Origin of the sequence: Streptomyces roseolus (assembly GCF_014649855.1) — a bacterium.
GTDB lineage: Bacteria > Actinomycetota > Actinomycetes > Streptomycetales > Streptomycetaceae > Streptomyces > Streptomyces roseolus.
Window position 1 is genome coordinate 104,704 of record NZ_BMTV01000011.1, and the last position, 25,789, is coordinate 130,492.

Annotated in this window: 23 protein-coding genes and 4 pseudogenes; 10 read left to right on the plus strand and 17 right to left on the minus strand. The window is 74.2% G+C overall.

The annotated features are described in order from the left end of the window. The first annotated feature begins 23 nt into the window (after nucleotides 1-23). A complete protein-coding gene (locus IE245_RS15475; RefSeq protein WP_189947707.1) occupies nucleotides 24-713 on the plus strand; it encodes a response regulator in 690 nt (229 codons plus the stop codon). Here the strand turns inward: IE245_RS15475 and IE245_RS15480 are convergent. From IE245_RS15480 to IE245_RS15495, 4 genes are read right to left on the minus strand one after another with little or no spacing between them, the layout of a single operon-like run. Beyond that, nucleotides 710-2,455, minus strand: a complete 1,746-nt coding sequence (locus tag IE245_RS15480) for a sensor histidine kinase (protein WP_189947709.1) — start codon at nucleotides 2,453-2,455, stop codon at nucleotides 710-712. The genes IE245_RS15475 and IE245_RS15480 overlap by 4 nt on opposite strands. 48 nt (nucleotides 2,456-2,503) lie before the next feature. Further along, the gene (locus IE245_RS15485; RefSeq protein WP_189947711.1) at nucleotides 2,504-5,122 is read right to left on the minus strand and encodes a cation-translocating P-type ATPase; all 2,619 of its coding nucleotides are present in this window, start codon (nucleotides 5,120-5,122) and stop codon (nucleotides 2,504-2,506) included. Between the two features lie 9 nt (nucleotides 5,123-5,131). Further along, nucleotides 5,132-5,992, minus strand: coding sequence for a universal stress protein (locus IE245_RS15490; protein WP_189947714.1), 861 nt, complete (start codon nucleotides 5,990-5,992; stop codon nucleotides 5,132-5,134). After that, a complete protein-coding gene (locus IE245_RS15495; protein ID WP_189947716.1) occupies nucleotides 5,989-6,888 on the minus strand; it encodes a universal stress protein in 900 nt (299 codons plus the stop codon). Before IE245_RS15495 ends, IE245_RS15490 begins: the two co-directional genes overlap by 4 nt. A 243-nt stretch (nucleotides 6,889-7,131) precedes the next feature. Between IE245_RS15495 and IE245_RS15500 the strand changes: the two genes are divergently transcribed. Further along, nucleotides 7,132-7,758, plus strand: coding sequence for a CBS domain-containing protein (locus IE245_RS15500; RefSeq protein ID WP_189947724.1), 627 nt, complete (start codon nucleotides 7,132-7,134; stop codon nucleotides 7,756-7,758). Beyond that, the gene (locus IE245_RS15505; RefSeq protein ID WP_189947727.1) at nucleotides 7,755-8,774 is read left to right on the plus strand and encodes an Acg family FMN-binding oxidoreductase; all 1,020 of its coding nucleotides are present in this window, start codon (nucleotides 7,755-7,757) and stop codon (nucleotides 8,772-8,774) included. Before IE245_RS15500 ends, IE245_RS15505 begins: the two co-directional genes overlap by 4 nt. Before the next feature lie 12 nt (nucleotides 8,775-8,786). Here the strand turns inward: IE245_RS15505 and IE245_RS38225 are convergent. The 4 genes and pseudogenes from IE245_RS38225 to IE245_RS15520 form a co-directional block, all read right to left on the minus strand. Then, nucleotides 8,787-9,311, minus strand: a pseudogene (locus IE245_RS38225) (glycoside hydrolase family 65 protein); the annotation flags it as partial. A gap of 54 nt (nucleotides 9,312-9,365) precedes the next feature. Next, a pseudogene (locus tag IE245_RS38230) lies at nucleotides 9,366-9,896 on the minus strand (glycoside hydrolase family 65 protein); the annotation flags it as partial. Beyond that, on the minus strand, nucleotides 9,863-10,639 hold the full coding sequence (locus IE245_RS15515) for an HAD family hydrolase (RefSeq protein WP_189947731.1): 777 nt from the start codon (nucleotides 10,637-10,639) through the stop codon (nucleotides 9,863-9,865). The pseudogene IE245_RS38230 and the gene IE245_RS15515, both read right to left, overlap by 34 nt. Further along, nucleotides 10,636-11,709 (minus strand): zinc-dependent alcohol dehydrogenase family protein, encoded by a 1,074-nt coding sequence (locus tag IE245_RS15520; protein WP_189947733.1) that lies wholly within the window; start codon nucleotides 11,707-11,709, stop codon nucleotides 10,636-10,638. The genes IE245_RS15515 and IE245_RS15520 overlap by 4 nt, the downstream gene beginning before the upstream one ends. Before the next feature lie 197 nt (nucleotides 11,710-11,906). Between IE245_RS15520 and IE245_RS15525 the strand changes: the two genes are divergently transcribed. From IE245_RS15525 to IE245_RS36945, 6 genes are all read left to right on the plus strand, one after another. After that, complete coding sequence (locus IE245_RS15525; protein WP_189947735.1) at nucleotides 11,907-13,334, plus strand: MBL fold metallo-hydrolase RNA specificity domain-containing protein; 1,428 nt, start codon at nucleotides 11,907-11,909, stop codon at nucleotides 13,332-13,334. Between the two features lie 93 nt (nucleotides 13,335-13,427). After that, nucleotides 13,428-13,898, plus strand: coding sequence for a cyclic nucleotide-binding domain-containing protein (locus IE245_RS15530; RefSeq protein WP_189947737.1), 471 nt, complete (start codon nucleotides 13,428-13,430; stop codon nucleotides 13,896-13,898). Between the two features lie 11 nt (nucleotides 13,899-13,909). Further along, nucleotides 13,910-14,563 (plus strand): CBS domain-containing protein, encoded by a 654-nt coding sequence (locus tag IE245_RS15535; protein WP_189947739.1) that lies wholly within the window; start codon nucleotides 13,910-13,912, stop codon nucleotides 14,561-14,563. A 53-nt stretch (nucleotides 14,564-14,616) separates the two neighbouring features. Then, on the plus strand, nucleotides 14,617-14,859 hold the full coding sequence (locus IE245_RS36940) for a hypothetical protein (RefSeq protein WP_229851303.1): 243 nt from the start codon (nucleotides 14,617-14,619) through the stop codon (nucleotides 14,857-14,859). 125 nt (nucleotides 14,860-14,984) lie between these two features. Further along, entirely contained in the window at nucleotides 14,985-15,923 is a 939-nt protein-coding gene (locus IE245_RS15545) for a potassium channel family protein (RefSeq protein WP_189947741.1), read from the plus strand. Between the two features lie 74 nt (nucleotides 15,924-15,997). Further along, the gene (locus IE245_RS36945; protein WP_229851319.1) at nucleotides 15,998-16,660 is read left to right on the plus strand and encodes a DUF4389 domain-containing protein; all 663 of its coding nucleotides are present in this window, start codon (nucleotides 15,998-16,000) and stop codon (nucleotides 16,658-16,660) included. A gap of 78 nt (nucleotides 16,661-16,738) precedes the next feature. On the opposite strand, the pseudogene IE245_RS36950 reads toward IE245_RS36945, so the two are convergent. The 6 genes and pseudogenes from IE245_RS36950 to IE245_RS15570 all read right to left on the minus strand — a co-directional run. Further along, nucleotides 16,739-18,565: pseudogene (locus tag IE245_RS36950) on the minus strand (cation-translocating P-type ATPase); the annotation flags it as partial. Then, nucleotides 18,484-19,253, minus strand: a pseudogene (locus tag IE245_RS38275) (P-type ATPase actuator domain-containing protein). The pseudogenes IE245_RS36950 and IE245_RS38275, both read right to left, overlap by 82 nt. Nucleotides 19,254-19,338: 85 nt before the next feature. Next, nucleotides 19,339-19,932, minus strand: a complete 594-nt coding sequence (locus tag IE245_RS15555) for an Rv1733c family protein (RefSeq protein ID WP_189947743.1) — start codon at nucleotides 19,930-19,932, stop codon at nucleotides 19,339-19,341. Between the two features lie 51 nt (nucleotides 19,933-19,983). Continuing rightward, nucleotides 19,984-20,487 (minus strand): flavodoxin domain-containing protein, encoded by a 504-nt coding sequence (locus tag IE245_RS15560; RefSeq protein ID WP_189947745.1) that lies wholly within the window; start codon nucleotides 20,485-20,487, stop codon nucleotides 19,984-19,986. After that, nucleotides 20,484-20,939: an Hsp20/alpha crystallin family protein gene (locus tag IE245_RS15565; protein WP_189947747.1), complete on the minus strand. Its 456-nt coding sequence runs from the start codon at nucleotides 20,937-20,939 to the stop codon at nucleotides 20,484-20,486. Before IE245_RS15565 ends, IE245_RS15560 begins: the two co-directional genes overlap by 4 nt. A 581-nt stretch (nucleotides 20,940-21,520) precedes the next feature. Next, entirely contained in the window at nucleotides 21,521-22,429 is a 909-nt protein-coding gene (locus IE245_RS15570; RefSeq protein ID WP_189947750.1) for a universal stress protein, read from the minus strand. Between the two features lie 187 nt (nucleotides 22,430-22,616). Between IE245_RS15570 and IE245_RS15575 the strand changes: the two genes are divergently transcribed. Next, nucleotides 22,617-23,477: a universal stress protein gene (locus IE245_RS15575; RefSeq protein WP_189947752.1), complete on the plus strand. Its 861-nt coding sequence runs from the start codon at nucleotides 22,617-22,619 to the stop codon at nucleotides 23,475-23,477. Between the two features lie 91 nt (nucleotides 23,478-23,568). On the opposite strand, the gene IE245_RS15580 is transcribed toward IE245_RS15575, so the two are convergent. The 3 genes from IE245_RS15580 to IE245_RS15590 all read right to left on the minus strand — a co-directional run bounded on the left by IE245_RS15580 (nucleotide 23,569) and on the right by IE245_RS15590 (nucleotide 25,661). Continuing rightward, nucleotides 23,569-24,258: a helix-turn-helix domain-containing protein gene (locus IE245_RS15580; protein WP_189947754.1), complete on the minus strand. Its 690-nt coding sequence runs from the start codon at nucleotides 24,256-24,258 to the stop codon at nucleotides 23,569-23,571. Further along, complete coding sequence (locus IE245_RS15585; RefSeq protein ID WP_189947756.1) at nucleotides 24,255-25,157, minus strand: universal stress protein; 903 nt, start codon at nucleotides 25,155-25,157, stop codon at nucleotides 24,255-24,257. Before IE245_RS15585 ends, IE245_RS15580 begins: the two co-directional genes overlap by 4 nt. Before the next feature lie 237 nt (nucleotides 25,158-25,394). Further along, entirely contained in the window at nucleotides 25,395-25,661 is a 267-nt protein-coding gene (locus tag IE245_RS15590; protein ID WP_189947758.1) for a DUF1918 domain-containing protein, read from the minus strand. Between the last annotated feature and the right edge of the window lie 128 nt (nucleotides 25,662-25,789).

Below are 25,789 nucleotides of genomic sequence, written 5' to 3' on the forward strand. Positions count from 1 at the left end.
GCCCACCGAGCACAGGGGTCGCCATGACCGAGCTTCCGGCAGCCGAGGAATCCGTCCGGGTCTTCCTGGTGGACGATCACGAGGTCGTCCGCAGGGGACTGCGGGACCTGATCGACGACGAACCCGACATGCGGGTCGTCGGGGAGGCGTCCACGGCGGACCAGGCCCTGGCCCGGGGGCCCGCGCTGCGCCCGGACGTGGCCGTGCTCGACGTCCGGCTGCCCGACGGCGACGGCATCGCCGTGTGCCGGGAGCTGCGGTCGCGGATGCCGGAGCTGGCGTGCCTGATGCTGACGTCGTTCGACGACGAGGACGCGCTGCTCGACGCGATCATGGCAGGGGCGGCGGGGTACGTCCTCAAGCAGATCAAGGGGTCCGACCTCGTGTCGGCGGTGCGGACCGTGGCGACGGGGCAGTCGATGCTCGACCCGGCGACCACCGCCCGTCTGATGCGGTCGCTCCGCTCCCCGGAGACCGCCCGGCCGCCCGAGGACGAGCGGCTCGCGGCACTGTCCGAACGTGAGCGGTCCGTGTTGGAGCTGATCGGCGAGGGGCTCACCAACCGGCAGATCGCGAAGCGGCTCTATCTGTCGGAGAAGACGGTCAAGAACCACATCTCCCGGTTGCTCGGCAAGCTCGGCGTCGAACGGCGGGTGCAGGCGGCCGTGATCGCCGCGCAGACCCACGAGCACGAGGCGACGGGGAACGGTTAATTCTCCTGTGAGGTGTCGGGGGGCAGGGGGACGCGCCAGCTGAGGCGGGTTCCCCCATCGGGTCGCGTCGGGGAGTGGACGCTCAGTCGGCCGTCGAGGCGCTCGGCCCGTTCCTCGAGGTTGCGCAGCCCCCTGTCCACCCGGTCCGGTGGCAGGCCGGTGCCGTCGTCCGTGACCTCCACCTCCAGGACGCCGTCGTCCACGAGGACGGCGATCTCGGTCCTGTGGGCGTGGGCGTGCCGGGCGACGTTGGTGAGGGATTCGCCGATGACGGCGACGACGGCGTCCGCGATGTCGGGGGGCACGTCGGTGTCCAGCAGGCCCTCCATGCGGAGCGCGGGGGCGAAGCCGAGGGTCTCCGCGGCCGCGTCGACGGCCGTGACGATCCGGCTCCTGAGCCGGGGCGCGGTGCCGGGGGCGTCGTGTTCGCGGAGGCCGAAGATGGTCGAGCGGATGATCTTGATGGTGGCGTCGAGATCGTCGATCGCCCGGGTCAGGCGGTCCGCCGCCCCGGGATGCTCGACGAAGCGCCGGGCGCTCTGCAGCGTCATGCCGGTGGCGAAGAGGCGCTGGATGGCGAGGTCGTGGAGGTCGCGGGCGATCCGGTCCCGGTCCTCCAGGAGGGTCACCTGCTCGGCGTCGCGGCGGCGGTCGGCCAGTTCGAGCGCCAGGGCCGCCTGCCCGGCGAAGCCCGGGAGGGCGGCGGTCTCGGAGCTCAGGAACGGGGGGCGGCCGCTGCGCCGGGCGAGGATCAGGACGCCGCTGAGCCGTTCCTTGGTCCCCACGGTGACGGCCACGGCCGGGCCGAAGCCCTGCCAGCGTTCTGGCTGGACCGTCACCCGCGCGTCGCCGGACACGTCCGCGACGGTGACGAGCCCGTCGGTCTCGCCGAGGGCGGCGGCCGCCAGGGTGCCCTCGCTGCTGGGCAGGACGACTCCGCGATGGGTTTCGGCCCCGTCACCGTGGGCCAGTGAGCCCCGCAGCTCGCCCTCCGAGCCGACGAGGTAGAAGACCCCCATGTCCGCGTCGGCGATGTCCACGGCCTGCTCCAGCATCCCGCCCAGGACCTCCGCCTCCCCCGTGCCGGAGAGCAGGGCGCTGGTGAAGTCGGAGCTCGCGGCGAGCCAGCGCTGCCGGCGCCTGCCCTCCTCGTAGAGCCGTGCGTTCTCGATGGCGATGCCCGCGGCGACGGCAAGGGTGGTCACGACCGCCTCGTCCTCGGCGTCGAAGTCGGCACCCCCGCGCTTCTCGGTGAGGTAGAGGTTGCCGAAGACCTCGTCGCGGACCCGGATGGGGACGCCGAGGAAGGAGTGCATGGGCGGGTGGTGGGCCGGGAAGCCGTACGAGGCGGGGTGCTCGGACAGCTCGGTCAGGCGCAGCGGCTCCGGATGGCGGATCAGCTCGCCGAGGATGCCGTGCCCGGACGGGAGGGCGCCGATCCGCGCGCGCAGGTCGTCGTCGATGCCGATGGGAAGGAACTCGGACAGCCGCTGGTCCTCGCCGATGACGCCCAGGGCGCCGTACTCGGCGTCGACCAGGGAGACGGCTGCCTCGACGATGCCCCGCAGCACCTGGGGGAGGTCGAGTTCGCGGCCCACCGAGATGACGGCTTCGAGGAGGCCCGTGAGGCGGTCTCTCGTGCCGCGCACGTCGTCGATGCGCGCCTGCAGCTCGTCCAGCAGGTCGTCCAGCCGGAGCTTCGGCAGCCTGGTGTCCGCCGGCCCGGCGTCTTCCCGGTCCATCAGACCTCCGGTCGCGCCCGGGAGGCACGACGTCTGCCGTACCCGTCTTCACGGTAGCCCGGCGGGCCCGGTCGTTCCTGTCGAGCCCGTTCCCCGGAAGGCCGTGCGGACGGCTCGTGCCGCGAGGAACCCGGCGGGCGCGCAGGCCGCGGCCAGGCCCAGTCCGGCTCCTCCGAGCGGATCGGTGTCGAGGGCCGTACGGAGGAAGGGCACGTAGAGCGCCGCCAGGGCCAGCAGCGCGGAAGTGAGGACCGAGAGGGGAAGGAACGGGTTCTTCCGGGTCAGCGGCCGGGACCGCAGCCCGAGGACGACGCCGAGCTGGGCGGCGAGCAGGGCGAGGAAGAGCACGCTCTGCCACGCCAGGCCGAGCGACCGTGCGGCCAGGCCCGCGCCGAGGGACGCCGCGGTGACGACGGCGGCGAGGACGAGCAGGCGCTGCCAGGCGCCGCCGCCGAGGATGTGCTGGTCCGAAGGGCGCGGAGGGCGGCGCATCGTCCCCGGCGATGCCGGCTCGGCGCCCATGGCGACCCCGGTGAGACCGTGGGTGAGGAGGTTGATCCAGAGGATCTGTCCCGCTCGCAGCGGCAGGGGCAGGCCGAGCAGCGGGCCGACGAGCATCACCAGGATCTCCGCGGCCCCGCCGGCCATCCCGTAGACGAGGAAACGGCGGATGTTGTCGTAGACGCGCCTGCCTTCCTCCACGGCCGCCACGACGGTCGACAGCTCGTCGTCCGTGAGCACGAGATCCGCGGCCTGGCGTGCGACCTCGGTGCCGCGGGCACCCATGGCGACGCCGATGTCGGCCCGGTGCAGAGCGGGTCCGTCGTTGACGCCGTCGCCGGTCATGGCGGTGACCGCGCCCTTGGATCGCCAGGCGGCCACGATGTCGAGCTTCTGCTGGGGATCGGTGCGGGCGAAGACCCGTACGGACGTGAGGTCGTCGATCAGGCCCTCGGTGACGTCCTCGCCGGTGGCGACGCGGAGTTCCCGTCCGTCGGTTTCGCCGGCGAGCCCGACGGAGTCCGCGACGGCCCGTGCGGTCGCCGGGTGGTCGCCCGTGATGAGGACGGGGGTGATGCCCGCCGCACGGCAGGCGGCCAGCGTCCCGGTCGCATGGGGCTTCGGCGGGTCGCTCAGCGCCACCAGGCCGAGGAGCCGCAGCCCCGACTCGGCCGCCGCCACCGGGACCGGGACGTCCTGGCGTACGCCTGAGGCCACCGCGAGCACCCGGTGACCCCGCTCGGCGAGGTGCGCCGCCGCCTCCCCGGCCCGCGCGAGGGTCTCCGCGTCCGCCCGTAGCACCTCCGGGGTGAGGACTTCCTCGGGTGCTCCTTTCAGGCATACGAGAACCCGTCCGCCAGCGGTCTCGTGCAGGGTGGTCATGCGCTTGCGGAGGCTGTCGAACGGTGCTTCGGCGATCCGGGGGCGACGGGCGTCCGGTTCCCGCTCCGAGGGGCATCCCGCCTTGGCCGCCGCGGCGAGGAGGGCGGCTTCCATGGGGTCGCCCACCGCCGTCCAGCGGCCGTCCGGGTCCGTCTCGTCCGGCGGGCGCAGGGCGGCGTCGTTGCAGAGGGCGGTCACCGTCAGCAGCTCCCGCACCGGGGCGAGCTCCTCCGGCGCGGGGGGTCTCCCGCCTGCCAGGACCTCACCCACCGGCTCGTAGCCGACGCCCGTGAGCTGGACGCCCGCCTCGGGCGTCCAGACCTCCCGCACGACCATGCGTCCCTCCGTGAGGGTGCCCGTCTTGTCGGTGGCGAGGACGGACACCGAACCGAGCGTCTCCACCGCGGGCAGCCGGCGCACCAGCGCGTGCCGGGCGGCCATGCGCCGCGCCCCGAGGGCGAGGGCGAGGGTGACCACGGCCGGCAGGGACTCCGGGACCGCCGCCACCGCCAGGCTGATCGCGGTCACCGCCATCGTCCCGGGCGGAAGACCGCGTACGAGGCCCAGGGCGAAGACCAGCACGCACAGGGTCAGCGTCACCGCGGCGAGGACCCGGCCCAGTGCCGCGAGCCGGCGCTGGAGCGGGGTCGCCTCGCGCCGGTCGTCGAGAAGGGCGGCGATGCGGCCGAGGGCGCTCCTCGGGCCGGTCGCGGTGACGGTGGCGACGGCCCGGCCCCGTACGACGACCGTGCCCGCGCTCAGGGTGCCGTCGGCGTCCTTGTCCACCGGCACGGATTCCCCGGTGAGCATGGATTCGTCCAGGAGGAGGGCGGACGCCTCGTCGAGGCGGGCGTCGGCGGCGACGATGTCGCCCTCTCCGAGCACCAGGACGTCCCCGGTGACGACCTCCGCGGCCGGGAGGTCGCGGACGGCACCCTCCCGCCGCACGCGCGCGTGCGGGGCACTGAGGGCCGAGAGGGCGGCGACGGCGTTGTCGGCGCGGACTTCCTGGACGACGCCGACGGTGGTGTTCACGACGATGACCAGGGCGATGACGATGCTGTCGGGATGGTCGCCGATGGCCAGGGTCAGCGCGACGGCGCCGAGCAGCACCATGATCAGTGGGTCGCGCAGCTGGGCGAGGACCCGGCTGTGCAGCCGTACGGGTCGGCGGGCGGCCACCTCGTTGGGCCCGTCGGCGGCGAGGCGGCCGGCCGCCTCCGTCGCGGTGAGTCCTGCCGCCCGGGCGGTCGGGGCGGCCCGGGCGTCGGTCGGTGTCGTCATGGCGCGTGCTCACCCCGTGGGGACGGTGATCACGGGGCAGTGGGCGCGGTGCAGGAGCCCGTGGACGACCGAGCCGACCCGCATGCCGGTGTAGCCACCCCGGCCCCGGCGGCCGACGACGACGGCCAGAGCGTGCTCGGCGGCGTCCGCGAGCAGTTCGACGGGCGAGCCGATGAGCACTTCGTGGGTGAGGCGTACGTCCGGGTACTTCTCCGCCCAGCCCGCGGTGGTCTCCGAGAGCAGGCGGCGCTCGGCGTGGAACAGGGTGTCCCCGGTGTGGAGGGTGAAGACAGGTGGCTGCCAGACCGCGACGGCCCGCAGGGCGCAGTGCCTGAGGTCGGCCTCCTCGAAGGCGAAGGCGAGGGCCGCCCGGGAGGACTCGCTGCCGTCGACGCCGACGACGAGGTACGCCGGGTCCTGGGTGGTGTGCTCGGCGTCGCCGACCACGACGACGGGGCAGCGGGCCCGCGCGGTGACGGGCACGACGAGGGAACCGGCGCTGAGGAACTCCTCGGTGCGGCTCAGGTGGCGGGAGCCGAGGACGGTCATGACGGCCTCCTGGGCGAGGCCGGCCATCACGGCGGCGGGGGGACCCTCGGCCAGGGTGGCGGTGACGGGCACGTCCGGCCGGCGGGTCCGGGCCCAGTCGGCCGCCGCGCGCAGGGCGTCCTTGCCCCGCTGCGTCCGGGCCTGGTGCCGGGGCGTGTCGTCGACGTGCTGGGTGTCGTGCGCGGGTGGTACGGCGACGACGAGGCGGAGGGCGAGCCCTCGGCGGTGGGCCTCGTCGGCCGCCCAGGCCAGGGCGAGGTGTCCTTCGCGGACGGGGTCGATGCCGACGACGAGTTCGCGCCGTCCCGGGGTGGTGGTCATGACGTACTCCCGTGTCCGGGTCCGTGCCGGGGGATGAGCTCCACCGGGCAGCGGGCGTGTTGCAGCAGGGCGAGCGTGGTCCGGCCCGGTGTCGGCCCCAGGCATCCGGGGCCCCGGTGGCCGCCGACGACCAGGAGACAGGCGTCGCGGCTCGCTTCGACGAGGGCTCCGGCCACGCTGGGATTCCTCACGCCCTCGATCTCGGTCTTCAGGCCCGGGAACTCGTCACGGAGGAGGCCCTCCATCCGGGACCGCGCGAGCACGTGGTCGGCGGCCTGGTCGCAGGGGTGGTAGCGCGAGGCGGTCCGTCCGCGCCGTGCCCAGACGGCTCGCCACCCGTGCAGGAGCCGGAGCGTCCGCTGTCGCAGCAGGGCCTCGCGGGCGGCCGCCCGCGCGCAGCCGAGGTCGTGATCGTCCCGTACGGCGGCGAGCACGGCGCCCGGGCGTCCGGGCACGCTGTGCCCCCGCACCACGACCACCGGCCTGTCCACGGTCGCCGCCGTTCGCAGGCCGACCGACCCGAGGAGGAGCGCGGCGAACCCGCCGCGGCCCCGGTGGCCGACGACGATCGTGCCGCTCAGGGCGGCGGTGTGCCGCAGCGCCTCGGAGGGCGGCCGGTCGCCGAATTCCTTGACGACGGGCACGTCGGGGTGGCGTGCGGAGACGGTCGCAGCCGTGACGTCGAGGAGTTCGCGACCGGTCCTGCGGCTCTCGTCGATCTCGGCCTGGAAGAGGGACCGGGCGGGGGCCTCCGTGTCCGTGGCGTGGACGAGGAAGAGCCCCGTGACCCGCAGGATCGCCTCTTCGGCGGACCACAGGGCGGCGGACAGCGCGCTTTTAGATCCGTCGACGCCGACGACGGATCCGAGGCGCGGGGGGCGCTGGACTGCCGCCATGGCTCCTCCTTGCCGACTCCCCGAGGACTGTCCTTCGACCCTCGCACCCGGTGCCCGGGGAGCCCGAGGGCCTGAGGGGGCACAGGGTGGGGCCGAAGGTCCCATGAGGCGGGCGCCCGGAGCCGACGGAGACCCGGTCGGGCCCTCGGATGGACCGTTCGGCCCCTCGCCGGCCCGCACCGGCGCGGTGGACGGTGGTGGCGTAGGCACCCCTCCGCCGACGAGCCGAACGGGAGGACCGCCATGAGGCACCTGAAGGTGGGCGGCCTGATGACCGACGACGTGGTCACCGCCCTCGCCGACACGTCGTTCCGGGACGTGGCGAAGCTCCTCGCCGAACACGACATCAGCGGGCTGCCCGTCGTCGATGCCGACGACCACGTCATCGGTGTGGTCTCCGAGAGCGACCTCCTGGCTCGCAGGGCCCTGACCGTCCGGGGTGTGATGAGTACTCCGGCCGTCACCGTGCACGCCGAGGAGGCCGCGGCGGACGCGGCACGGCTCATGGTGCGCCGCGGGGTGGAACGCCTCCCCGTGGTCGACGAGGAGGAGCGGCTGGTGGGCATCGTCACCCGACGTGACCTGCTCCGCGTCTTCCTACGGCCGGACCCCGAGATCAGGCGGCGCGTCCGGGAGGAGGTCCTCTCGGACGCCATGGACCTGCCGCAGGACGCGGTCGACGTGCACGTGCTCGACGGCGTGGTCACCCTGGCGGGCCGACTGCGGCGGCGGAGCCAGGCCGCGACGCTCCTGGAGCTCGCCGAACGCGTGGACGGCGTCGTCGCCGTCGTCGACCGGCTGTCCGCCCCCGACGACGGCACCCGCCTCGCCCGCCCGCCCACGCGCACGGCCTACGACTTCTCCGAATGACCGCCCTCGCACAGACAGGACGCACCGTGGCCTCCAACCCCCTGCCCCGTCCCCTCGTCGCCTCGCTGGTCGAGGAAGCCGTCCTGGCTCCGTCGATGCACAACTCCCAGCCCTGGCGCTTCACTCACCGCGAGGCGTCCGGCACCGTCGAGCTGTACGGCGACCCGTCCCGTGGCATGCCCCGCCAGGACCCCGACCACCGGGCCCTCCACCTCGGCTGCGGCGCCGCCCTGTTCGGTCTGCGGGTGGCCGCCGTGCACAGGGGGCTGTGTCCGGCGGTCCGGCTGCTGCCGGACCCCGGTGATCCGTGGCATCTCGCCGACGTCCGGTTCGACGGGCCCGAGGGCGTCGACGACGGACTGGACGTGCTCCACCCCGCCCTGCCCCGCCGGCACACCAGCCGCTTCCCCTTCACCGAGGAGCGCATACCGCCCGAGCTGTTCGACGGCCTCCGTGCCGCCGCCCTGCTCGAGGGCTGCCGTCTGACCGTCCCCGGCGAGTGGCACACCGACACCGTGATGGGGCTCGTCCACGCCTCCGCGCTGTACGAGGCGGCGGACGACGCCGTACGGGCGGAGATCGCCTCCTGGACGCGTACGGGCGCGGCCGGAGAGGCGTCGCACCGCGACGGGGTGCCCGCCTACGCCTTCGGTCCGCGGCAGTACGACGTGACCTCGCCCGTCAGGGACTTCGGCGCCCGGGGCCGGGTGACCGGCCGTCCGTCGGCGCGCTTCGAGAAGACACCGCAGATCGCCCTGCTCGGCACCGCCGAGGACACCCCTGAGGCGTGGCTCCGGGCGGGGCAGGCGACGCACCGGGTGCTGCTCCAGGCCACCCTCGACGGGCTGGCCACCTCCCCCGTGTCCCAACCCCTCGAATGGCCGGAACTGCGCTTCGACGCACGGGACCCGCTCTCGGCCGTCGGCTACGTCCAGATGGTGTTCCGTCTGGGGTACGGACCGGTGGGCCGGGCGACGCCCCGCCGGCCCGCCTGCGAGGTGCTCGCCTTCGGCTGAGCGCCCGCGCCCTCACAGCGGGAACCACCGTTCCTCGCCGGGCGGGACGGTGAACCTCCGGTCTCCGGGGAGGACGAGGGCAAGGGGGGCTCCGGGTCCGGCGGGGACCCGCGCTCCCAGTCGGCCGGGCAGCACGCGTAGGCGTACGCCGCGGTGCCCGCCGCAGCAGAGGGCGAAGGCGAACCGGGGCAGCTGCCGCAGGGACACCGGCGCCACCCGCAGGCCGTCCGGGCCCCCCTCCAGGCCGGTGATCCCGCGTTCGACCAGGTCGATCGTGCCGGCCATCGCCCCGAGGTGGATGCCCTCACCGGTCGTGCCGCCCTGGACGTCCGCCACGTCGGAGAGCAGGGCCTCCTCGCAGTACCGCCAGTCTCCGGCGCCCTTCAGCCGGGCGAGCACCCAGCCGTGGACGAGGCTGCTGAGGGTCGAACCGTGGCTGGTACGGCGCAGGTAGTAGTCCACCGTGGCCCGCCAGGTCTCGTCGTCCAGCCGGTGCCCGAGCCGCGCGAACAGGGCCGACAGCTCCTCGGGCCGGAAGTGGTGGTAGCGCTCGACGCCGGTGTTGGCCACGTCGCCGTCGAGGACGGACTCGACCTCGATCTCGCCGCTCCAGCCGTAGGCGTGGAAGGTGGTGCGCTGGGCGGCGAGCCCGGGATCTCCCATGTGGACGAGGCGGGTGTGTCCGACGCGCGGTCCGCGCCCTCGGATGTCCTGGAAGTACAGGCTGCGGTGCAGGATGCCTCGCCGCAGGTCGAGCCGGACGGCGTAGTGCCGCAGCTCGTCGGAGTCGGGGGTGAGCCACTCCCCCGCCGGCTCGTCCTCCGGCAGGCACCGGTAGCGCAGCAGGGTCCAGTTCGGGAGGTTGACGAGGTCCTCGTTCTCGACCGCCCGGCCGTCGACGAGCGAGGTGCGCCGGTCGTAGCAGCCCGCGAGGTAGGTGCCCGGGTAGTGCGTGGTGTCGGCGGCGCACTCGGGCGTGGAGCCCCGGGTGGCGAACCGGCCGTTCCCGAGGGCGCAGAGGGCCTCCACCAGACGCTCGTGCCCCGGCACGTAGACGTCGTAGCCCCAGGTCCAGCCCGACCCCGAGTTCACGGCTCCGCTCCCCACACCGCCTCCACGCACTCCATGAGGTCGGTGGTGACGAGGTGGGCGCCCTGTTCGCGGAGGGCGCCGGTGGTGTGCCGGTCCGGGGTGCGGTCGACACCGACGACGAGGCCGAAGCGTCCGCGGCGGCCCGCCAGGACGCCGGCGAGGGCGTCCTCGACGACCGCGCAGTCCCGGGGGCGGACGCCGAGGGCGTGGGCCGCGTGGAGGAAGAGCGCGGGGTCCGGTTTGCCGGGCAGTCCGAGCCGGGCGGCTTCCTCGCCGTCCACGACGGTGCGGAGGAGCGGGTCGAATCCGCCGGCGGCGAGCAGTGCGCGGGCGTGCCGGGAGGCGGAGACCGCCGCGCACGGTACGCGGAGGTCGCGCAGGGCGGTCAGCGCCCGTACGGCGTCGTCGAAGGCGACCACCGGCTCGGTGCGCAGGGCGCCCTGGAACGCCTGTTCCTTGCGCGCGGCCACGGCCCGGATCGTGTCGCGCCCGGGGCGGTCGTCGGGCGTTCCGGGCGGCAGGCGGATGCCTCGGGCGGTCAGGAACGCCTCGGCGCCGTCGTAGCGGGACCGGCCGTCGACATACGTGCGGTAGTCGGCGTCCGTGTCGAACGGCTCCTGCCGTGCCGCCCCGTCCGCCCGCCCCGCGAGGCAGGCGTCGAAGGCCGTCCTCCACGCCGCCGCGTGGACGGCGGTGGAGTCGATCAGCACGCCGTCGGTGTCGAGGACGACGGCGCGCGGCGGCGCGGAGCAGGTGGGAAGACGGCCGTTCATCCGGCTCCCGCGGCCTGGACGGACGTGTGCTGCGGTCCGCCGAGCGCGACCTTGATCGCCCCGGTCTCGGCGGCACGGCCGAAGACGTCGTACGCCTCTTCCATCTGCCCCAGTTCGAAGCGGTGGGTGACCAGTCCGGATACCGGGAGCCGGCCGGCGGCCATCATGCGCAGCAGCATCGGCGTCGAGGAGGTGTCGACGAGGCCGGTGGTGAGGGTGACGTCCTTGATCCACAGGTCTTCGAGGTGGAGGGCGGCGGGCTTTCCGTGGACTCCTATGTTGGCGACCCGCCCGCCGGGGCGGACCATGCGGGTGCACATCTCGAAGGTCTCCGGGACGCCCACCGCTTCCATGACGACGTCGGCGCCGAGGCCGTCGGTCAGGTCGGCGACGAGCTGTTCCGGTCCCTCGTCGGCCGTGGCGGTGGCGTCGGCGCCGAGGCGGCGGGCGGCGGCGAGACGGGAGTCGGCCAGGTCGACGGCGATGATCCGGCCGGGGCTGTAGAGGCGTGCGGTGATGATCGCGGCGAGGCCGATGGGCCCCGCGCCGACCACGACGACCGTGTCGCCCGGCCGGACGCCGCCGTTGAGGACGCCGACCTCGTACGCGGTGGGGAAGATGTCGGCGAGGAGCACCGCGTCGAAGCTGTCGACCGCGCTCGGCAGCGGGTGGACGGAGAGGTCGGCGAAGGGCACGCGAACGTACTCGGCCTGCGTCCCGTCGATCAGGTGGCCCAGCACCCACCCGCCGCCGCCCCCGCACTGCCCGTAGCGCCGCTCGCGGCAGAAGGAACAACGGCCGCACGAGGAGATGCAGGAGACGAGGACACGGTCGCCGGGCCGCACCGTGCGGACGTCGCCGCCCGTCTCGACCACCGTGCCCACCGCCTCGTGGCCGAGGACGCGGCCCGGTTCCACCTCGGGCACGTCCCCCTTGACGATGTGCAGGTCGGTCCCGCAGAGGGTGACGGCGTCGACGCGGACGATCGCGTCGGCGGCGTCCTCGACGGCGGGGTCGGGCACCTCCTGCCACGCCACCTCGCCCGTCCCCTGGAACACGAGAGCCTTCATGACGGCCGCCTCCTCGTAGGGGCCCGCGGGTCTGGTCCGCGGACGTCACCGTCAGGCTGGCCCGTCGGCGGGCCCGTGCGCATGGGCCGGTCGGTCCCCGCCAGGGGCCCTACGGGCCCATGCCGCGCGGTCCCGGGCGGCGCGAGGGTGGACAGGGGCCGGCGAGGCCGGTCCCCGGGACGAAGGAGGACCCGCTCATGCCCGAGGCAGCCCCGCATTCCGCTCCCTCCTCCCCGCGCCCCGCCCTGCTCTCGTTCCTGGGTGGCGTGGGGACGGTCACCGGCAGCAAGTTCCTCGTCGAGAGCGACCACGCCCGGGTCCTCGTCGACTGCGGTCTCTTCCAGGGATTCGCGAAACTGCGCCGGCGCAACTGGGACCGGTTCGCCCGTGACGCGGCCGATGTCCGCGCCGTGGTCGTCACCCACGCCCATCTGGACCACTGCGGTTACCTGCCGCGCCTGGTCCGGCAGGGCTTCCGCGGGCCGATCCTCGCGACCCCGCACACGGCCCGCCTCGCCGGGATCGTCCTGCGCGACAGCGCGCGCCTGCAGATGGAGGCGGCCCGGCACGCCGACGAGCACGGCTGGTCCAAGCACCGCCCGGCGAAGCCGCTGTACGACGAAACCGACGTGGACAAGACGCTGTCGTTCTTCGACCCCGTCCCCGCCGGGGAGGACGTGGAGCTCCTGCGCGGCACCCGGCTGACGCTCCACCACGGCGGCCACATCCTCGGCTCGGCCTGGGCCCGCCTCACTCTGGAGGACGGGCACACGCTGGCCGTCTCCGGCGACCTGGGGCGCCCCGGACACCCGCTGCTCCTGCCACCGGAGCCGTTCTCCGGCGCGGACACGCTGCTGGTGGAGTCGACGTACGGCGACCGCTACCACGACCAGGACTCCGCCCGTCCGGAGTTCGCGGCGGTCGTGGCGCGGACCCTCTCCCGGAACGGGACGGTGGTGATCCCCGCCTTCGCCATCGACCGGACCGAGGTCGTCCTGCACGAGCTGACCCGGCTGCGCGAGACGGGCGTGCTGCCCCCGTCGGTACCCGTCTACGTGGACAGCCCGATGGCGCTGGCCGCCCTCGACGTCTACCGCGACGCCGTGCGCGAGCGCTCCCCCGAGCTGCGCCCCGAGATCCTGGCGCGGGGGGAGGCCGCGCTGAGCCCCGCCCCGTTCCTCGCCGCCCGGACCGTGCGGGAGTCCATCGACATCAACAGCGTGCACGGACCCGCCGTCATCGTGTCTTCGGCCGGCATGGCCACCGGTGGCCGCGTCCTGCACCACCTGCGCCGGCTCCTGCCCGACCCGCGCAACGCCGTCGTCGTGGTCGGCTTCGCCGCCGCCGGTACCCGGGCCCGGGACCTGGTGGACGGAGCCCGCGCGCTGAAGATGTTCGGCGAGTACGTGCCCGTACGGGCCGAGGTCGCCGACGTACCCCACTTCTCCGCCCACGCCGACGCGGCACAGGTCGTCGACTGGCTCCGGGGCGCGCCCGCCCCGCACACCACCTACGTCGTGCACGGCGAACCGGCCGCCTCCGAAGCGCTCCGCGACCGGCTCGACCGCGAACTGGGCTGGACGGCCGTCGTGCCCCGCTCCGGCGAGGCCGTCCTGGTCCGCTGAGACGGGCCCTTCGGCCCCACCGTCGGACCCTCGCGGCCCTGCCGCCCGACGCGAGCCCCGCCGGACCCTGGGAGGGAAGGGCTGGAGGACACCATGACCACCACGCGGACCCTGCTGGACGAACTCCCCCCGAAGGCACGGGAACAGCTCCTGGAGCACTCCCGACCGGTCCGCTTCGAGGCCGGCACCCGGATCTTCCGTGAGCGGCAGCGGGCCGACCGCTTCTGGATCGTCCGAACGGGCCGCGTCGAGCTCGACACCCATGTCCCCGGCCGCCGCGACGCCGTCGTGGACACCCTCGCCGGCGGCGCGCTCCTCGGCTGCTCCTGGATCGTCCCGCCCCACATCTGGCACCTCGGCGCCACCGCGGTCACCGAGGTCCGCGCCCTGGAGTTCGACGCCCGGGCGGTACGGGAGCTCTGTGCCCGGGACCCGTCCGTCGGCGAGGCCGTGTTCGCGTGCGTCGCCGCCACGATGGCGCGCCGGCTGCCGGCGGTGCGGAGCCGCCTCCTCGAAGACCTCGCGCCGCACGCCGGCGCGGAAGCCTTGGCCTACGCCCGCTGAAGGAGACCGCCATGACCTCCCGGCCGTTCACCGTCGCCGACGTGATGACCAAGAAGGTCGTCGCCGTTCGCCCCGACACCCCGTTCAAGGAGATCGCCGCCGCCATGGAGCGCTGGAAGGTGACCGCGCTCCCCGTCCTGGAGGGCGAGGGCCGCGTCGTCGGCGTGGTGTCCGAGGCGGACCTGCTCCTCAAGGAGGAGTTCCACGACCACCGCCTCGGCATGATCGAGCAGCTGCGGCGGCACGACGCCACCGCGAAGGCCGGTTCCGACCGGGCGGCGGAGCTGATGACCGCTCCGGCCCTCACCATCGGCCCCGACGCGACCCTGTCACGGGCCGCCCGGCTCATGGCCACCCACCGGGTGAAGCGGCTGCCGGTCGTGGACGGGAACGGCGTGATCCAGGGTGTCGTGAGCCGGTCCGATCTGCTCAAGGTGTTCCTCCGGCCGGACGAGGAGCTCGCCGACGAGATCCGCCGTGATGTGGTCGCGCACCTCTTCCCGCTCTCCCGGGACCGGATCGAGGTCCGCGTCGAGGCCGGTGTCGTGACCCTGACCGGCGACGTGCGCGACAGCACGCTCGTCCCGGTCGCGGAGCGCCTGGCCCGGGCCGTGGAGGGCGTGGTGGACGTACGGTGCGGCCTCACCCTCGCCGCCGGAGCGTGAGACCGGTGTCCCGTCCCCGTGCGGGGCGCCGTCCGGCCGCGCATGCTCGAAGCATGTCCGAGGTGACGACCACCGACCTGTACGACGTCACCATGGCGCTCCCGTACCTGCGGGCGCCTGCCACGTTCAGCCTGTGCGTGCGAGATCTGCCACCGGGCCGGAGATCCCTGGTGGTCGCCGGTCCGGAACCGGCCCTCGGCCACCTCGCCCGGATACGGGCCGACGTCGCGGACATCGAGGTCTTCGCCTGCGTCGTCCGGCGCCTCCTCACCGGCCGGACGGAAACGGGTTCGTAGGACATGCGCGGCGGAGCGGGCCCGGAACCGCGACGGAGATCACGCGGAGAGCACCTGCGCGGCAGGGCGGGCGGCCCGTGCGGCCGGGGCGGAGTGCTCCCGTCCCGGCCGGGAAGCGGTTCACCATGACGTGGCTCGTGACGCCGTTGGGCGTTCTCCTGGTGTTGCTCGTCCTCCGGGACGTCTTCCACACGCTCTGGCATCCGACCCGCCACGGCGGTCTCAGCAGAGTGGTGATGCGGGCGGTGTGGCGGCTGTCGGCACACCGCGGCACGCGGTGGCGCCCGGCCGGGCTGGCCGGCCCGCTCGGCATGGTGGCGGTGGTCGCCGTCTGGGCGCTGACGGTGGCCGTGGGATGGGCGCTCGTCTACTGGCCCCGCATGCCGGAGGACTTCTCCTACGCGCCCGGGCTCACGCCGTCCGAGCACGCCGGCCCGCTGGACGCCCTGTACCTCTCCCTGGTCACCCTGGCCACGCTCGGCCTCGGCGACATCGCCCCGACCCCGGGGTGGCTGCGGGTGCTGGCGCCCCTGGAGGCCCTGGTGGGCTTCGTGCTCCTGTCGGCCACGGTCGCGTGGCTCCTCGGCATCTACCCCGCCCTCGCCCGCCGCAGGACGCTGGCCCTGCGGCTGTCCCACGTGCGCCGCGGCCGGGTCACCGTCCGGGCACTCGACTCCGACGGCGGGGCGGCGCTCCTCGACGGGCTCGCCGCCGGCCTGTCCACCGCCACCGTCGACTTCATGCAGTACGCCGAGTCGTACTACTTCCACGACGCCGACGAGCGCACGTCCCTCCCCCGGCAGCTCGGATACGCCCTCGGCCTCGCCGACGGCGCCGACGAGGCGCGCCACCCGGACGTCCGGCTCTCCGCGTCGGTGCTGCGCAAGGCCCTCGACGACCTGGCGGCCGTGCTCGACGAACGCTTCCTGCTCACGGGCGAGGGGACGGAGGGGGTCTTCGCGGCCTACGCGGAGGACCACGGGCACGCGTGGGGGCCGGACGGCCCTCCCCCGGGCGGCGGGCACGGAGGACCCTGGGAAACGGGGACACCACAGGAGAGGTGACCAGCCATGAGGCACCGAAACGCCGTCGACCGCATCCGATACCGGGACCGGGCCGGAGCGAGGAGGTGACGGTCATGGACGACATCAGCTCCTCGTACCCTCCCGTCCGAGTGGCGGCCGTGCTCGACGCCCCCCTGTCCCGCTGGCTGTGGCTGGTGAAGTGGATCCTCGTGATCCCTCATTGGATCGTGCTGTTCTTCCTGTGGATCGCCTTCCTGGTCGTGACGGTGATCGCCTTCTTCGCGGTCCTGTTCACCGAGCGCTATCCGCGGAGCCTCTTCGACTTCAACCTCGGCGTGCTCCGGTGGTCGTGGCGGGTCTCGTACTACTCCTACGGCGGGCTCGGCACCGACCGCTACCCGCCCTTCAGCCTCGGCCCCGAACCCGGCTACCCGGCCCGGCTCGACATCGCCTACCCGGAACGGCTCTCCCGCTCGCAGGTGCTGGTCAAGTGGTGGCTGCTCGCGATCCCCCACTACCTGGTCCTCGCGTTCTTCACCGGCGGCCTGCGCGCCGGATGGTGGAGTGGCGGCCTGATCACGCTGCTCGCGGTGATCGCCGGCTTCGCCCTCGCCTTCACCTCGCGCTATCCCCGGGACCTGTTCGACCTGGTCGTCGGCCTGAACCGCTGGGTCCTCCGCGCCGCCGCCTACGCGGGCCTCATGACGGACGCCTATCCGCCCTTCCGCCTCGACCAGGGAGGGGACGAGCCGGCGTCCTCTCAGCAGCCCCTGTGACGGCGCCGCCGGGCGCGGCGCCTCGTCGACGCCCCAGACCAACAGCGGGAAGGCGCCGACGAGCAGGACGACGTCCCAGGGGAGCGCGGCCGTCCCGAAGACCCGCTGGAGCGGTGGCGCGTAGACGAGCGCGGCGGTGAAGCAGAGTTCGAAGGCGATGCCCGCGAGCAGCAGCGGATTCGACAGGACGCCGATCTCGCGGAGCGCCGCGTGGTCGGTGCGGGCCGCGAAGGCGGTGCCGACCTGGCAGGTGACGATGCCGGCGAACGTGGCCGTCGTCGCCGTCACGTACGCTCCGTGCAGCGGGGACCCCTCGCCGGTGGGGTAGCCGGGCTGCCAGCCTGCGCGCCAGGGGACGTAGAGGAATCCGGTCATGACGAGGACGGCCGAGACCAGGCCCAGGTACCCCCAGCTGCGGATGAGCATGTCACGGGAGACGACGCCCTGGTGTGCGGATCGGGGCGGCCGTCGCATGACACCGGGCTCGGAGCGTTCCCTGCCCAGCGCGAGGGCGGGAAGGGTCTCCGTGCCGAGGTCGACGGCGAGGATCTGGAGCACCGTGAGGGGGAGCGGAACGGCTCCCGCCGACAGGGCGAAGACGAGGAAGGGTACGATCTCCGGCGTCGCGTGGGCGAAGATGTAGACGATGAACTTGCGGGCGTTGTCGTAGACGCGGCGCCCGGATTCGATCGCGGTGACGATGGTGGCGAAGTCGTCGTCGGTGAGGACCATGGCCGCCGCCTCGCGGACCACGTCCGTGCCGGAGCGGCCCATGGCCACCCCGATGCGCGCGCGGTGGAGAGCGGGGGCGTCGTTGACGCCGTCCCCGGTCATGGCGACGATCCGGCCGTGGGCCCGCAGGGTGTCGGCGACCCTGAGTTTCGTCTCGGGCGAGGAACGGGCGAAGACGATCTCGGCGTCGTCCTCCACGAGCAGGCGGTCCAGTTCGGCGTCGCCCAGGGTCTCGGAGTCGTCGACGACCTCCAGCCGGGGCACCCCGGTGCCGACCTCCCGCGCGATCGCGGCGGCCGTGGCGCCGTTGTCCCCCGTCACCACGTGCACGCGCACGCCGGCCCCGTGGCAGCGGCGGACGGCGGACGCCACCTCGGCCCGCGGCGGGTCGTAGAGCCCGACGAGTCCCAGCGGGGTCAGGCGGGTTTCGGCGTCCTGCCGCCGGGCGGGCGCCCCGCCGCCGGCCGGGAGGTCGCGGACGGCGACGGCCAGGACGCGGGTGCCGGCCCCTGCCAGTCGTTGCGCCGCGTCTCGGGCCGCTTCCCGGTCCGGGCCGGGCAGGACGTGCTCGAGAACCGCTTCGGGGGCTCCCTTGACCACGACCCGGGTGGGCCCGGAGGTTCCGCCGTCCTGCACGACGGTCATCATCCGAAGCCGTGGGTCGAACCGGAAGAGCGCCTGCCGCCGCTCGTCACGCCGGGCGAGGTCCACCGGGGCGCCCAGCTCGGCGGCTCCCTCGACGAGAGCGGTCTCGGTGGGGTCGCCGTGCAGCTCGTTCTCGGCGTCCCGGGTGACCGTGGTGCACTCGGCGGCAGCCCTTACCAGCTCCTGTGCCCAGGGCCCCGTTTCCCTCCCGTGACCGGGGGTCCAGCAGACACGCAGGTGCATGCGGTTCCGGGTGAGGGTGCCGGTCTTGTCCGTGCAGATGACACCGGTGGAACCGAGGGTCTCCACCGCGCTGAGCCGCTTGACCAGGGCGCCCTGCCGGGCAAGGGCGCGGACGCCGACGGCGAGGGCGAGGGTGACCGTCGGCAGCAGCCCTTCGGGGACGTTGGCGACGAGGAGCCCGATGGCGAACATCAGGGCGTCGGTCACCGGCAGTCCGACCGCCACACCGACGACGAGGAAGACGGCTCCCATTCCCGTGGCGACGGCGGCGATGAGCCAGGCCACCTTCTTGACCTGTCGCTCCAGGGGCTGGCCTCTCGCCGCGTCCGCTGGCTGAGGGCGGCGATCCGCCCCAGCTCGGTACGGTCCCCGGTGGCGAAGACGACGGCCCGGGCCTGTCCCTCGATACAGGTCGTCCCGCTGAAGACGAGATTGGGCTCCTCCAGGAGGGGCGCGCCGAGCAGTCCGGCCACCGCCACCCGTTCCGCCGGCACCGACTCCCCCGTCAGCATCGACAGGTCCACCTCCACACCGCCCTCGGTGACCCTGGCGTCCGCCGGGACCTTGTCCCCTCCTCCAGGAGGACGACGTCCCCCGGCACGAGCTCGCGGGCCTCCACGGTGAGCGGGTGCCCGTCGCGTACGACGAGGGCGTGCTCGGGCAGGCAGCGGGCGAGGGTCTCCACCGCGCGTTCCGCCTGGCGCTCCTGGAGCAGCGCGAAATCCGCGTTGACGACGATGACTGCGAGGACGGTCCAGCCGAGCACGGCGAGATCGGCCACGAAGGCCAGGGCGGCCGCGGCCCACAGCAGCGGGGCCAGGGGGTGCGCCAGCTGCGTGGCCACCTCCCGCCAGACGGAGGGCCCCGCCTTGCGGCGCACCTCGTTCGGACCGTGCGCCGCAAGGCGCCGGGCCGCCTCCCGGGCGGACAGCCCGTCGGGGCCTGTGTCCAGTTCCCGACAGAGGCGGGGCAGGGGCTCGCTGGGGTCGAAGGGGAGCGCCTCGGCGGTCGGCCGTGCGGTGCCCGTGCGGTCGGTCGCCGTACGGCCGGCGCCGTCGTCAGACGTCGTCCGTCCCGGAACCGTTCTCCTTGCGGAGCCGGCCGGACCAGACGGGCTCGACCTGTTCCCACTCGCGTTCCAGGGCGGCGAGGCTGCGGCCGTCGGTCCTCCGTCGCAGGAGGGCGAGGACGCCGGCTCCGGTCGCGGCGACCGCACCGGCCGTCGCGGCACCGCCGACGACCGACGTCAGCAGGAGGTCCGACGTCCCGACGGCCCGGCGGACGGGAGCTCCCGAGTCGTCCACCGAGACCTTCACGGTCCGCCCCTGGGGGGTCCTGGCCGGTACCTCGACGGTGCCGGAGCGGCGCTCACCGTCCGGGTACTCCCAGACCGCGGGCGCGACGGACCGGTTCGCCGCACCGCTGCGCACGAGGGCGGACGGCTCCCGGGCCGGTCCCGTCGTGGTCGCCGTCACCTGGTGCAGACCGGCGGCGCGGTCGCGCTCGGTCCTGGCGCCGAAGCTCCACAGGTACCCGGCGGCGATCGCGCCGCCGACGAGCGCGAGGACCGCGATGACGACCACCGTCGCGCGGCGGCCGGGGGCGCCCCGCGGCAGCCGTGGTCCGGCGCGGGGTGTTTCGCGGTCGGTCATGGCACGCCTCCGTGCGCTCGTCCCCGTCGGAAGAGGAAGGCCGAAGCGGGTTCAGCCGGCTTCCCCGAGCGCGGCTCCGATCCGGTGGGCCCAGGCCCGGACGCGGGCCGGGTCCCGGAAGTCCCCGCCCTTGCCTTGGCGGACCATGGCGCGGGCGAAGAGATCCGGGTTGTCGGCGGTGAGCGCGCCTCCGAAGGTGACGTGCTCCCGCGCGCCGAGCTTCTTCATCCGGCGGGTGACGCCGCGCACGGGCGGGATGTCGTGCTGTTCGGCGGAGCTGTCGACGGGGCCGCTGCTGAACAGCCACAGCGGGCGGTGTCGGAGCTGTTCGGCGTTGCGCCGGGCGCACCGGCGGGCCTTGCCGTTCCAGCGTCCGGCGTAGAGGGCTCCGCCGAGGACGACGCCGTCGTAGTCGCTGACGTCGGTGACGGTGTCGGCCGGCCGGACGTCGGTGTCGAATCCATCGTCCCGGAGGGCCCGGCCGATCTCGTCGGCGATGCCCGCGGTGGAACCGTGCTTGCTGCCGTAGGCGACGAGGACCCGCTTCGGGGTCATGACCGGTCCTCGCCGTCGTCCGCGGCCCGCTTGACGCGGATGGTCCGTGTCGTGCGGGTGTCCTGGGCGGGCATCGGGATCCGGACGGTCAGGATGCCGTCCGCGTAGGAGGCGTCGACGTCGTCAGCGGGGACGGTGTCCGGGAGGCGGACGGTCCTGCGGAACGCTCCGTAGCGGAACTCCGAGTGGTCCTTGTCCTCGGTGTTCTCCCGGTGCTCGGCTCTCACGGTGAGGAGGTTGTCGTCGACCGTGAGGGTGATGTCGTCCGGGTCCATCCCGGGGAGCTCGGCCCGCAGCGTGCAGACGCCGTCGTCGCCGGTGGAGACCTCGACCGGGATGGAGTGGGCGGCCGTCGCGGGCCGCCATCCGGGGAGACCGGGAAACTCCCGGCCGAACCAGGTGTCGAGGTCGGGGAGGAAGCTGTGCCTGCGTTCGGGCTTGGCTCCGGTCATCGTCCTGCTCCTCTTCCACGTGCCGGGTGCCGTCCCGACGGACTGTGTCGGGTGGCGGACACCGGTTTGGTTCCGTGGTTCCAGCCTTCCGCCCGTACGCCGCGCGGCGGAGTGTCGAAAGGGGTCGTCGGGGAGGGCCGAACGGTCCCGTTCCCGAGGGACCCGACCGGCCCTCGGAGCACCCTCACTTCTCACGGGCGGGCCATCGGGAGACGCCGCGGTGCCGCGGCGGGGCGTCCGTGGTGGGCGGACACGCCGTACCGGCGCGATCCGAGCACCACAAGGTCGGCGGCGGACGCGCGCGAGCAGGACGGCGGCCGGTGCCCCGTCCACCAGTTCCGAGCTCGTGCGAAGGTCGGCGTGGAGCCTCCGGACGAGCTCGCGGACGTCGGAGAGGGCGGACTCCGCCCGCGTCCGCAGGGCGGACCGGTGCCCCAGGGCGTCGTATCCCAGCCTGTCGTGGACGGGAGGGACGGCGACGACGAGCCGCAGCCGCAGCCGTCTGCGGGCCGCCTCGTCGGCGGCCCGGACCAGGGCGGTCACGGACGGATCCGCTGGATCCACTCCGTGCAGGAGGTCGTTCACGTCGTGTCGCCGCCCCGCGTCCCGAAGCCGACGGGGACGATCTCCACGGGGCAGTGGGCGTGGTGGATGAGGGCGTGAGCGACGCGTCCGAGGGAGGGTCCCACGCCGAGGGGCCGGTGGTCCCGGCCCATGACGACCAGGTCGGTGTGGAGGCTCGCGTCGACGAGGATCCCGGGCGTCGAGGTGCCGGTCTCCACGTGGTGGGTGACGGTCAGGTCCGGGTACCACTCGCGGACGCGGTCGGCGAGGGCCTTCACCTCACGGACGCGCCGGTGGGCGGCGGCGTCCAGGTCGTCGAGCATGGTCGCCACGTCGCCGACGTGCGTGAGGATGTTCCACACGCTGAGGAGACGCAGCGGGACCTTGCGGACGTCCGCCTCGGCGGCGGCGAGGAGGAGCCATCCCAGGTCCTCGGAGTCACGGACCGCCGCGGTCACGGAACCCGCCTCGGGACGGTCCGCGTCACCGCGCACGACGATGACGGGCACGTCCGCGCGGGCGGCGACTCCGAGTCCCACGGAGCCGAGCAGGAGGGCGGAGAAGCCTCCGAGCCCCCTGCTGCCGACCACGATGGTCTTCTCTCCGCCCGCGGCCTCCCGGAGTCCGTCGAGCGGTTCCTGTCGGCCGAGCAGCCGGGTGACGACGAGGTCGGGAAAGCGTTCCCCGACCGCCGCCTCGGTCGCGGTCAGCAGGTCGCGGCCGGTCTCCCGGACGGTCTGGATCGTCGCGGCGTCGCTCCAGTAGGCGCGCCGGTCGGTGTCGGCGGCGTGGACGAGGTGCAGGGGGCGGGACCGGCGGTCCGCCTCCGCGGCGGCCCACAGGGCGGCCGTCCGGGCCGAGGGGGATCCGTCGATCCCGACGACGACGTCGGCCAGCTCGGGCCGGACGGGCGTCTCGCTGCTCATGGTTCCTCCTCGGGTTCGGCCCGGGGCTCGTACGGCGCCCGGAGGGACGACACTCCTCACGCTCGCACCACGGAGCGCCGGCCGCGATGGGCCGTTCGGCCCCGATGGCGACCTGCCCGGCCCTCACCGCGCGGTGGTGCGCCGGGCGAGTCTGGTGTCATCGACGGCGACGGCCGAGGAGGCAGTGATGACAGCACAGGTCACCGTGGGGCTCGACGGCTCGGACGAAAGCCTCGCCGCGGCACGCTGGGCCGCGGCGGAGGCGGTTCTCCGCGAGGTTCCGCTCCGGCTGCTGCACGTGGAGGAGTGGCCGGACACTCCGGAGATCCCCGTCCCCCACGCCCGGACCCTGTACGAGCGGGCGGAGGCCCTCCTGCACGACGAGGCGGAGCGGGCGCGGAAGGAGCATCTCGGCCTGGAGGTCGTCACGGAACGGGTGCGTGGGCGGGCCGCGGACGAGCTGGTCGCCGCGGCGGACGAGGCCGACCTGCTGGTGCTGGGGTCCCGCGGCCTCGGCGGCGTCCTCGGTTTCGTCATGGGTTCGGTCTCCCTCGCGGTCGTGGGCACGGCTCGGCAGCCGGTCGTCCTCGTGCGGGCGGAACACCCGGACCCGACGTCCTCCGCCCGCGGGATCGTGGTGGGGGTCGACCTTCGTCACGCGTGCGAGCCGCTGCTGGCCTTCGCCTTCGGGGAAGCGGTCAGGCGGCACGCTCCCCTGCGGTTCCTCAGCACCTGGACGGTGCCCACCTCCTACGGCTACGCGGCCGTCGTGGACCCCGGGATCAACGAGGAACTGGGAGCCGGCGTACGCGCCGGCCTCGAAGAACTGCTGTCGCCGTGGCGCGCGCGGTATCCGGGTGCCGACGTCACGACCGAGGCGGTCGTGGGAGCGGCCGCGCCCCGGATGACCGACGCGTCGCGGGAGGCGGAACTCGTCGTCGTGGGGCGCCGCTCCCGCCGGCTGCCCGTCGGCCCGCACGTCGGCCACGTGGCGCACGCGGTCGTCCACCACAGTCCGGTGCCGGTGGCGGTCGTCCCCCTGGGGTGAGTCTGGGATGAGTGGGCGGGGCCAGGACACGCGGGTGCGGGGGCGGACCGGACGGTCCGCCCCCGCACCCGCGTGTCCTGGCCCCGCCGGCTCAGGTCCCCGGCGCGGCGGGCGCGCCGGGGACGACGATCCGTCGTCCCGTGACACGTCGGGGGGCGAGCCTCACGAGGGTGTCCCGCTCGTCTCCGGACCAGGGGCGCACCGTCACGGCCCGACTCATGTCCATGGCTTCGGCCGGATCGGAGAGCACGTGCACCGGGCCGACGACAAGGACGCTCCAGCCTCGCCGGAACGCCTCGTCCAGACGGTCCTCCTCGAAGGCGATCTCGGCGCAGGAGGCCGCCGCCCGGCCGAGAGGGGAATCCGCCGCGGTCGAGATGACCATGCTTCCGTCGATCACCTGATAGTTGACCGGGAACACGGAGAGGCCGTCGGCCCCCTCGACGGCGACCCGGCCGACCCCTCGGTCGTCGAGCAGGGACCAGCACTCCGCCTCGTCCATCCCGACCAGCTCCGGCCGGTTCCCCGGCGGCGCCCCACCGGGGGCGAGGTCCGCGGTGAGGCCGGTCAGGTCCTGGATGGTCGTCTCCAGGGCGTGGGCGAGGCGGACCAGGAACTCGATTCCCGGCGTGGGCAGTTGCTCCTCCACGTGGGCGATGTATCCGGGCGCGGACCCGGCACGCTCCGCCACCTCCTCGCGGGACAGGCCGAGCTGCAGTCGTCGCGTCATGACGCGACGGCCGAGGTCGCTCCGGTACCGCCGGTCACCGTTGGTGTTCATCGCTCGTCCCCTTCCGTGACGGCGGGTGCGGGCTGCGGTACGACCGCGACCGGGCACCGGGCGTGGTGCAGGGCCCGGTGGGCCACTCTGCCCAGTTGGAAGCCGACGTGTCCGTCGCGGCGGCGCGCGCCGAGCACGAGGAGGTCGGCGGCGGCGGAGCGCTCGACCAGCACCCGGTGTGCGGCCCCCTCGACACTGCTCCGGCGCACCCGCGCCTCGGGGTGTTCCCGTGTGCCCGCGGCGAGGACCTTGTCCAGGGTCTCCGACGCCTCCTCCGCGAGGTACACCCCGGTCTCGCCCCGGAGGAGGGGGTGGTCGAGCGGATCGTGGAGGGGTCGGCGCCAGGTGCGCACCGCGTCCAGTTCCGCGTCACGGACCGCGGCCTCGCGGAAGGCGAACGCGACGGACGGGGCGTCGACGTCGTGGTCGCCGACGCCCAGGAGAATCCGCTCGTGGCGCGCTTCCAGAGCCTGCCTGTCTCCCCGTACGACGACGACGGGACACGACGCCCGGGCGGCGACGACGAGACCGACCGATCCCAGCAGGAGGTCGCCCAGTTCGCTGCGCCCCCGCGCGCCGACGACCACGGCCCACGCTTCCCGGCCTTCGCCGAGCAGGGCGCCGGCGGCGTCCTCGGCGGCGACACGGGTGGTGAGGGAGAGCCCGGGCGCCCGTCGCCGGGCGCGTTCCGCGGCCTGGCCGATGATGGTGTCGGCGAGGGCCTGGCCCCACGGCCGGTCGGTGCTCCAGGGAGGCACTGCCCCCTCGTACCGTTCCCACAGTGAGGCGTACACGATCCGCAGGGGACGCCCCTGCCGTACGGCCTCGTCGACGGCCCAGTCCAGGGCCGTCAGAGCCGGATCGGAACCATCGACGCCGACTACCAGGGGGGTTTCCATCCTGCCCACCGCCTTTCGGTCACGTGAGGATCTGTCGCCACGTTCGCACCGGTGGAGGAGAGGGCGACAGGGCCGATCGGTCCACCCTGGTCCGCCCGGTCGGACCGGAGGCTGAAGGCTTGTCTCCGTTCCGGCGCCGAACGCGGTGCCGGTCGCCGGTGTCCGTGCGCGCCGGTCCGCCAGGCCGACGGTGCGCCGGCCTGGCCGTGCCCGGTGTCATGGACGCCTCGGTGGCTTTCACCGCCCTGGCGCGGCCGTGGGGCCGGGTCGCGAGAAGTGCTGGACGCGCGCGTCCGGGCCGGGGAAGACGAGGGTGACCCTCCCGGTGTCGGACCAGCGGACGTCGAAGGGCGGGCTGCCGTCCTCGTGGTGCAGTGCCACGATCTCGCCGTCCCGCCCCTCGTCCCCGACGGTGGCACCACCGACGATCAACCGGTCGCCGACGCGGGCCCACAGACCGGCACGGGCCCTCTCCGGGCCGTGCCGTGTTCCGGTGCGGTTCATGGCTTCCTCCTCCGAGCTCTGCCGCCGCGGGAGAGGGTCCCGCGGCCTCGTCGCCTTCTCCCACCCTGCGGCACACCGACCGCAGTCCATAGGGGCCAACGGTCCCGGAAGGGTCCCGTTCGGCACCC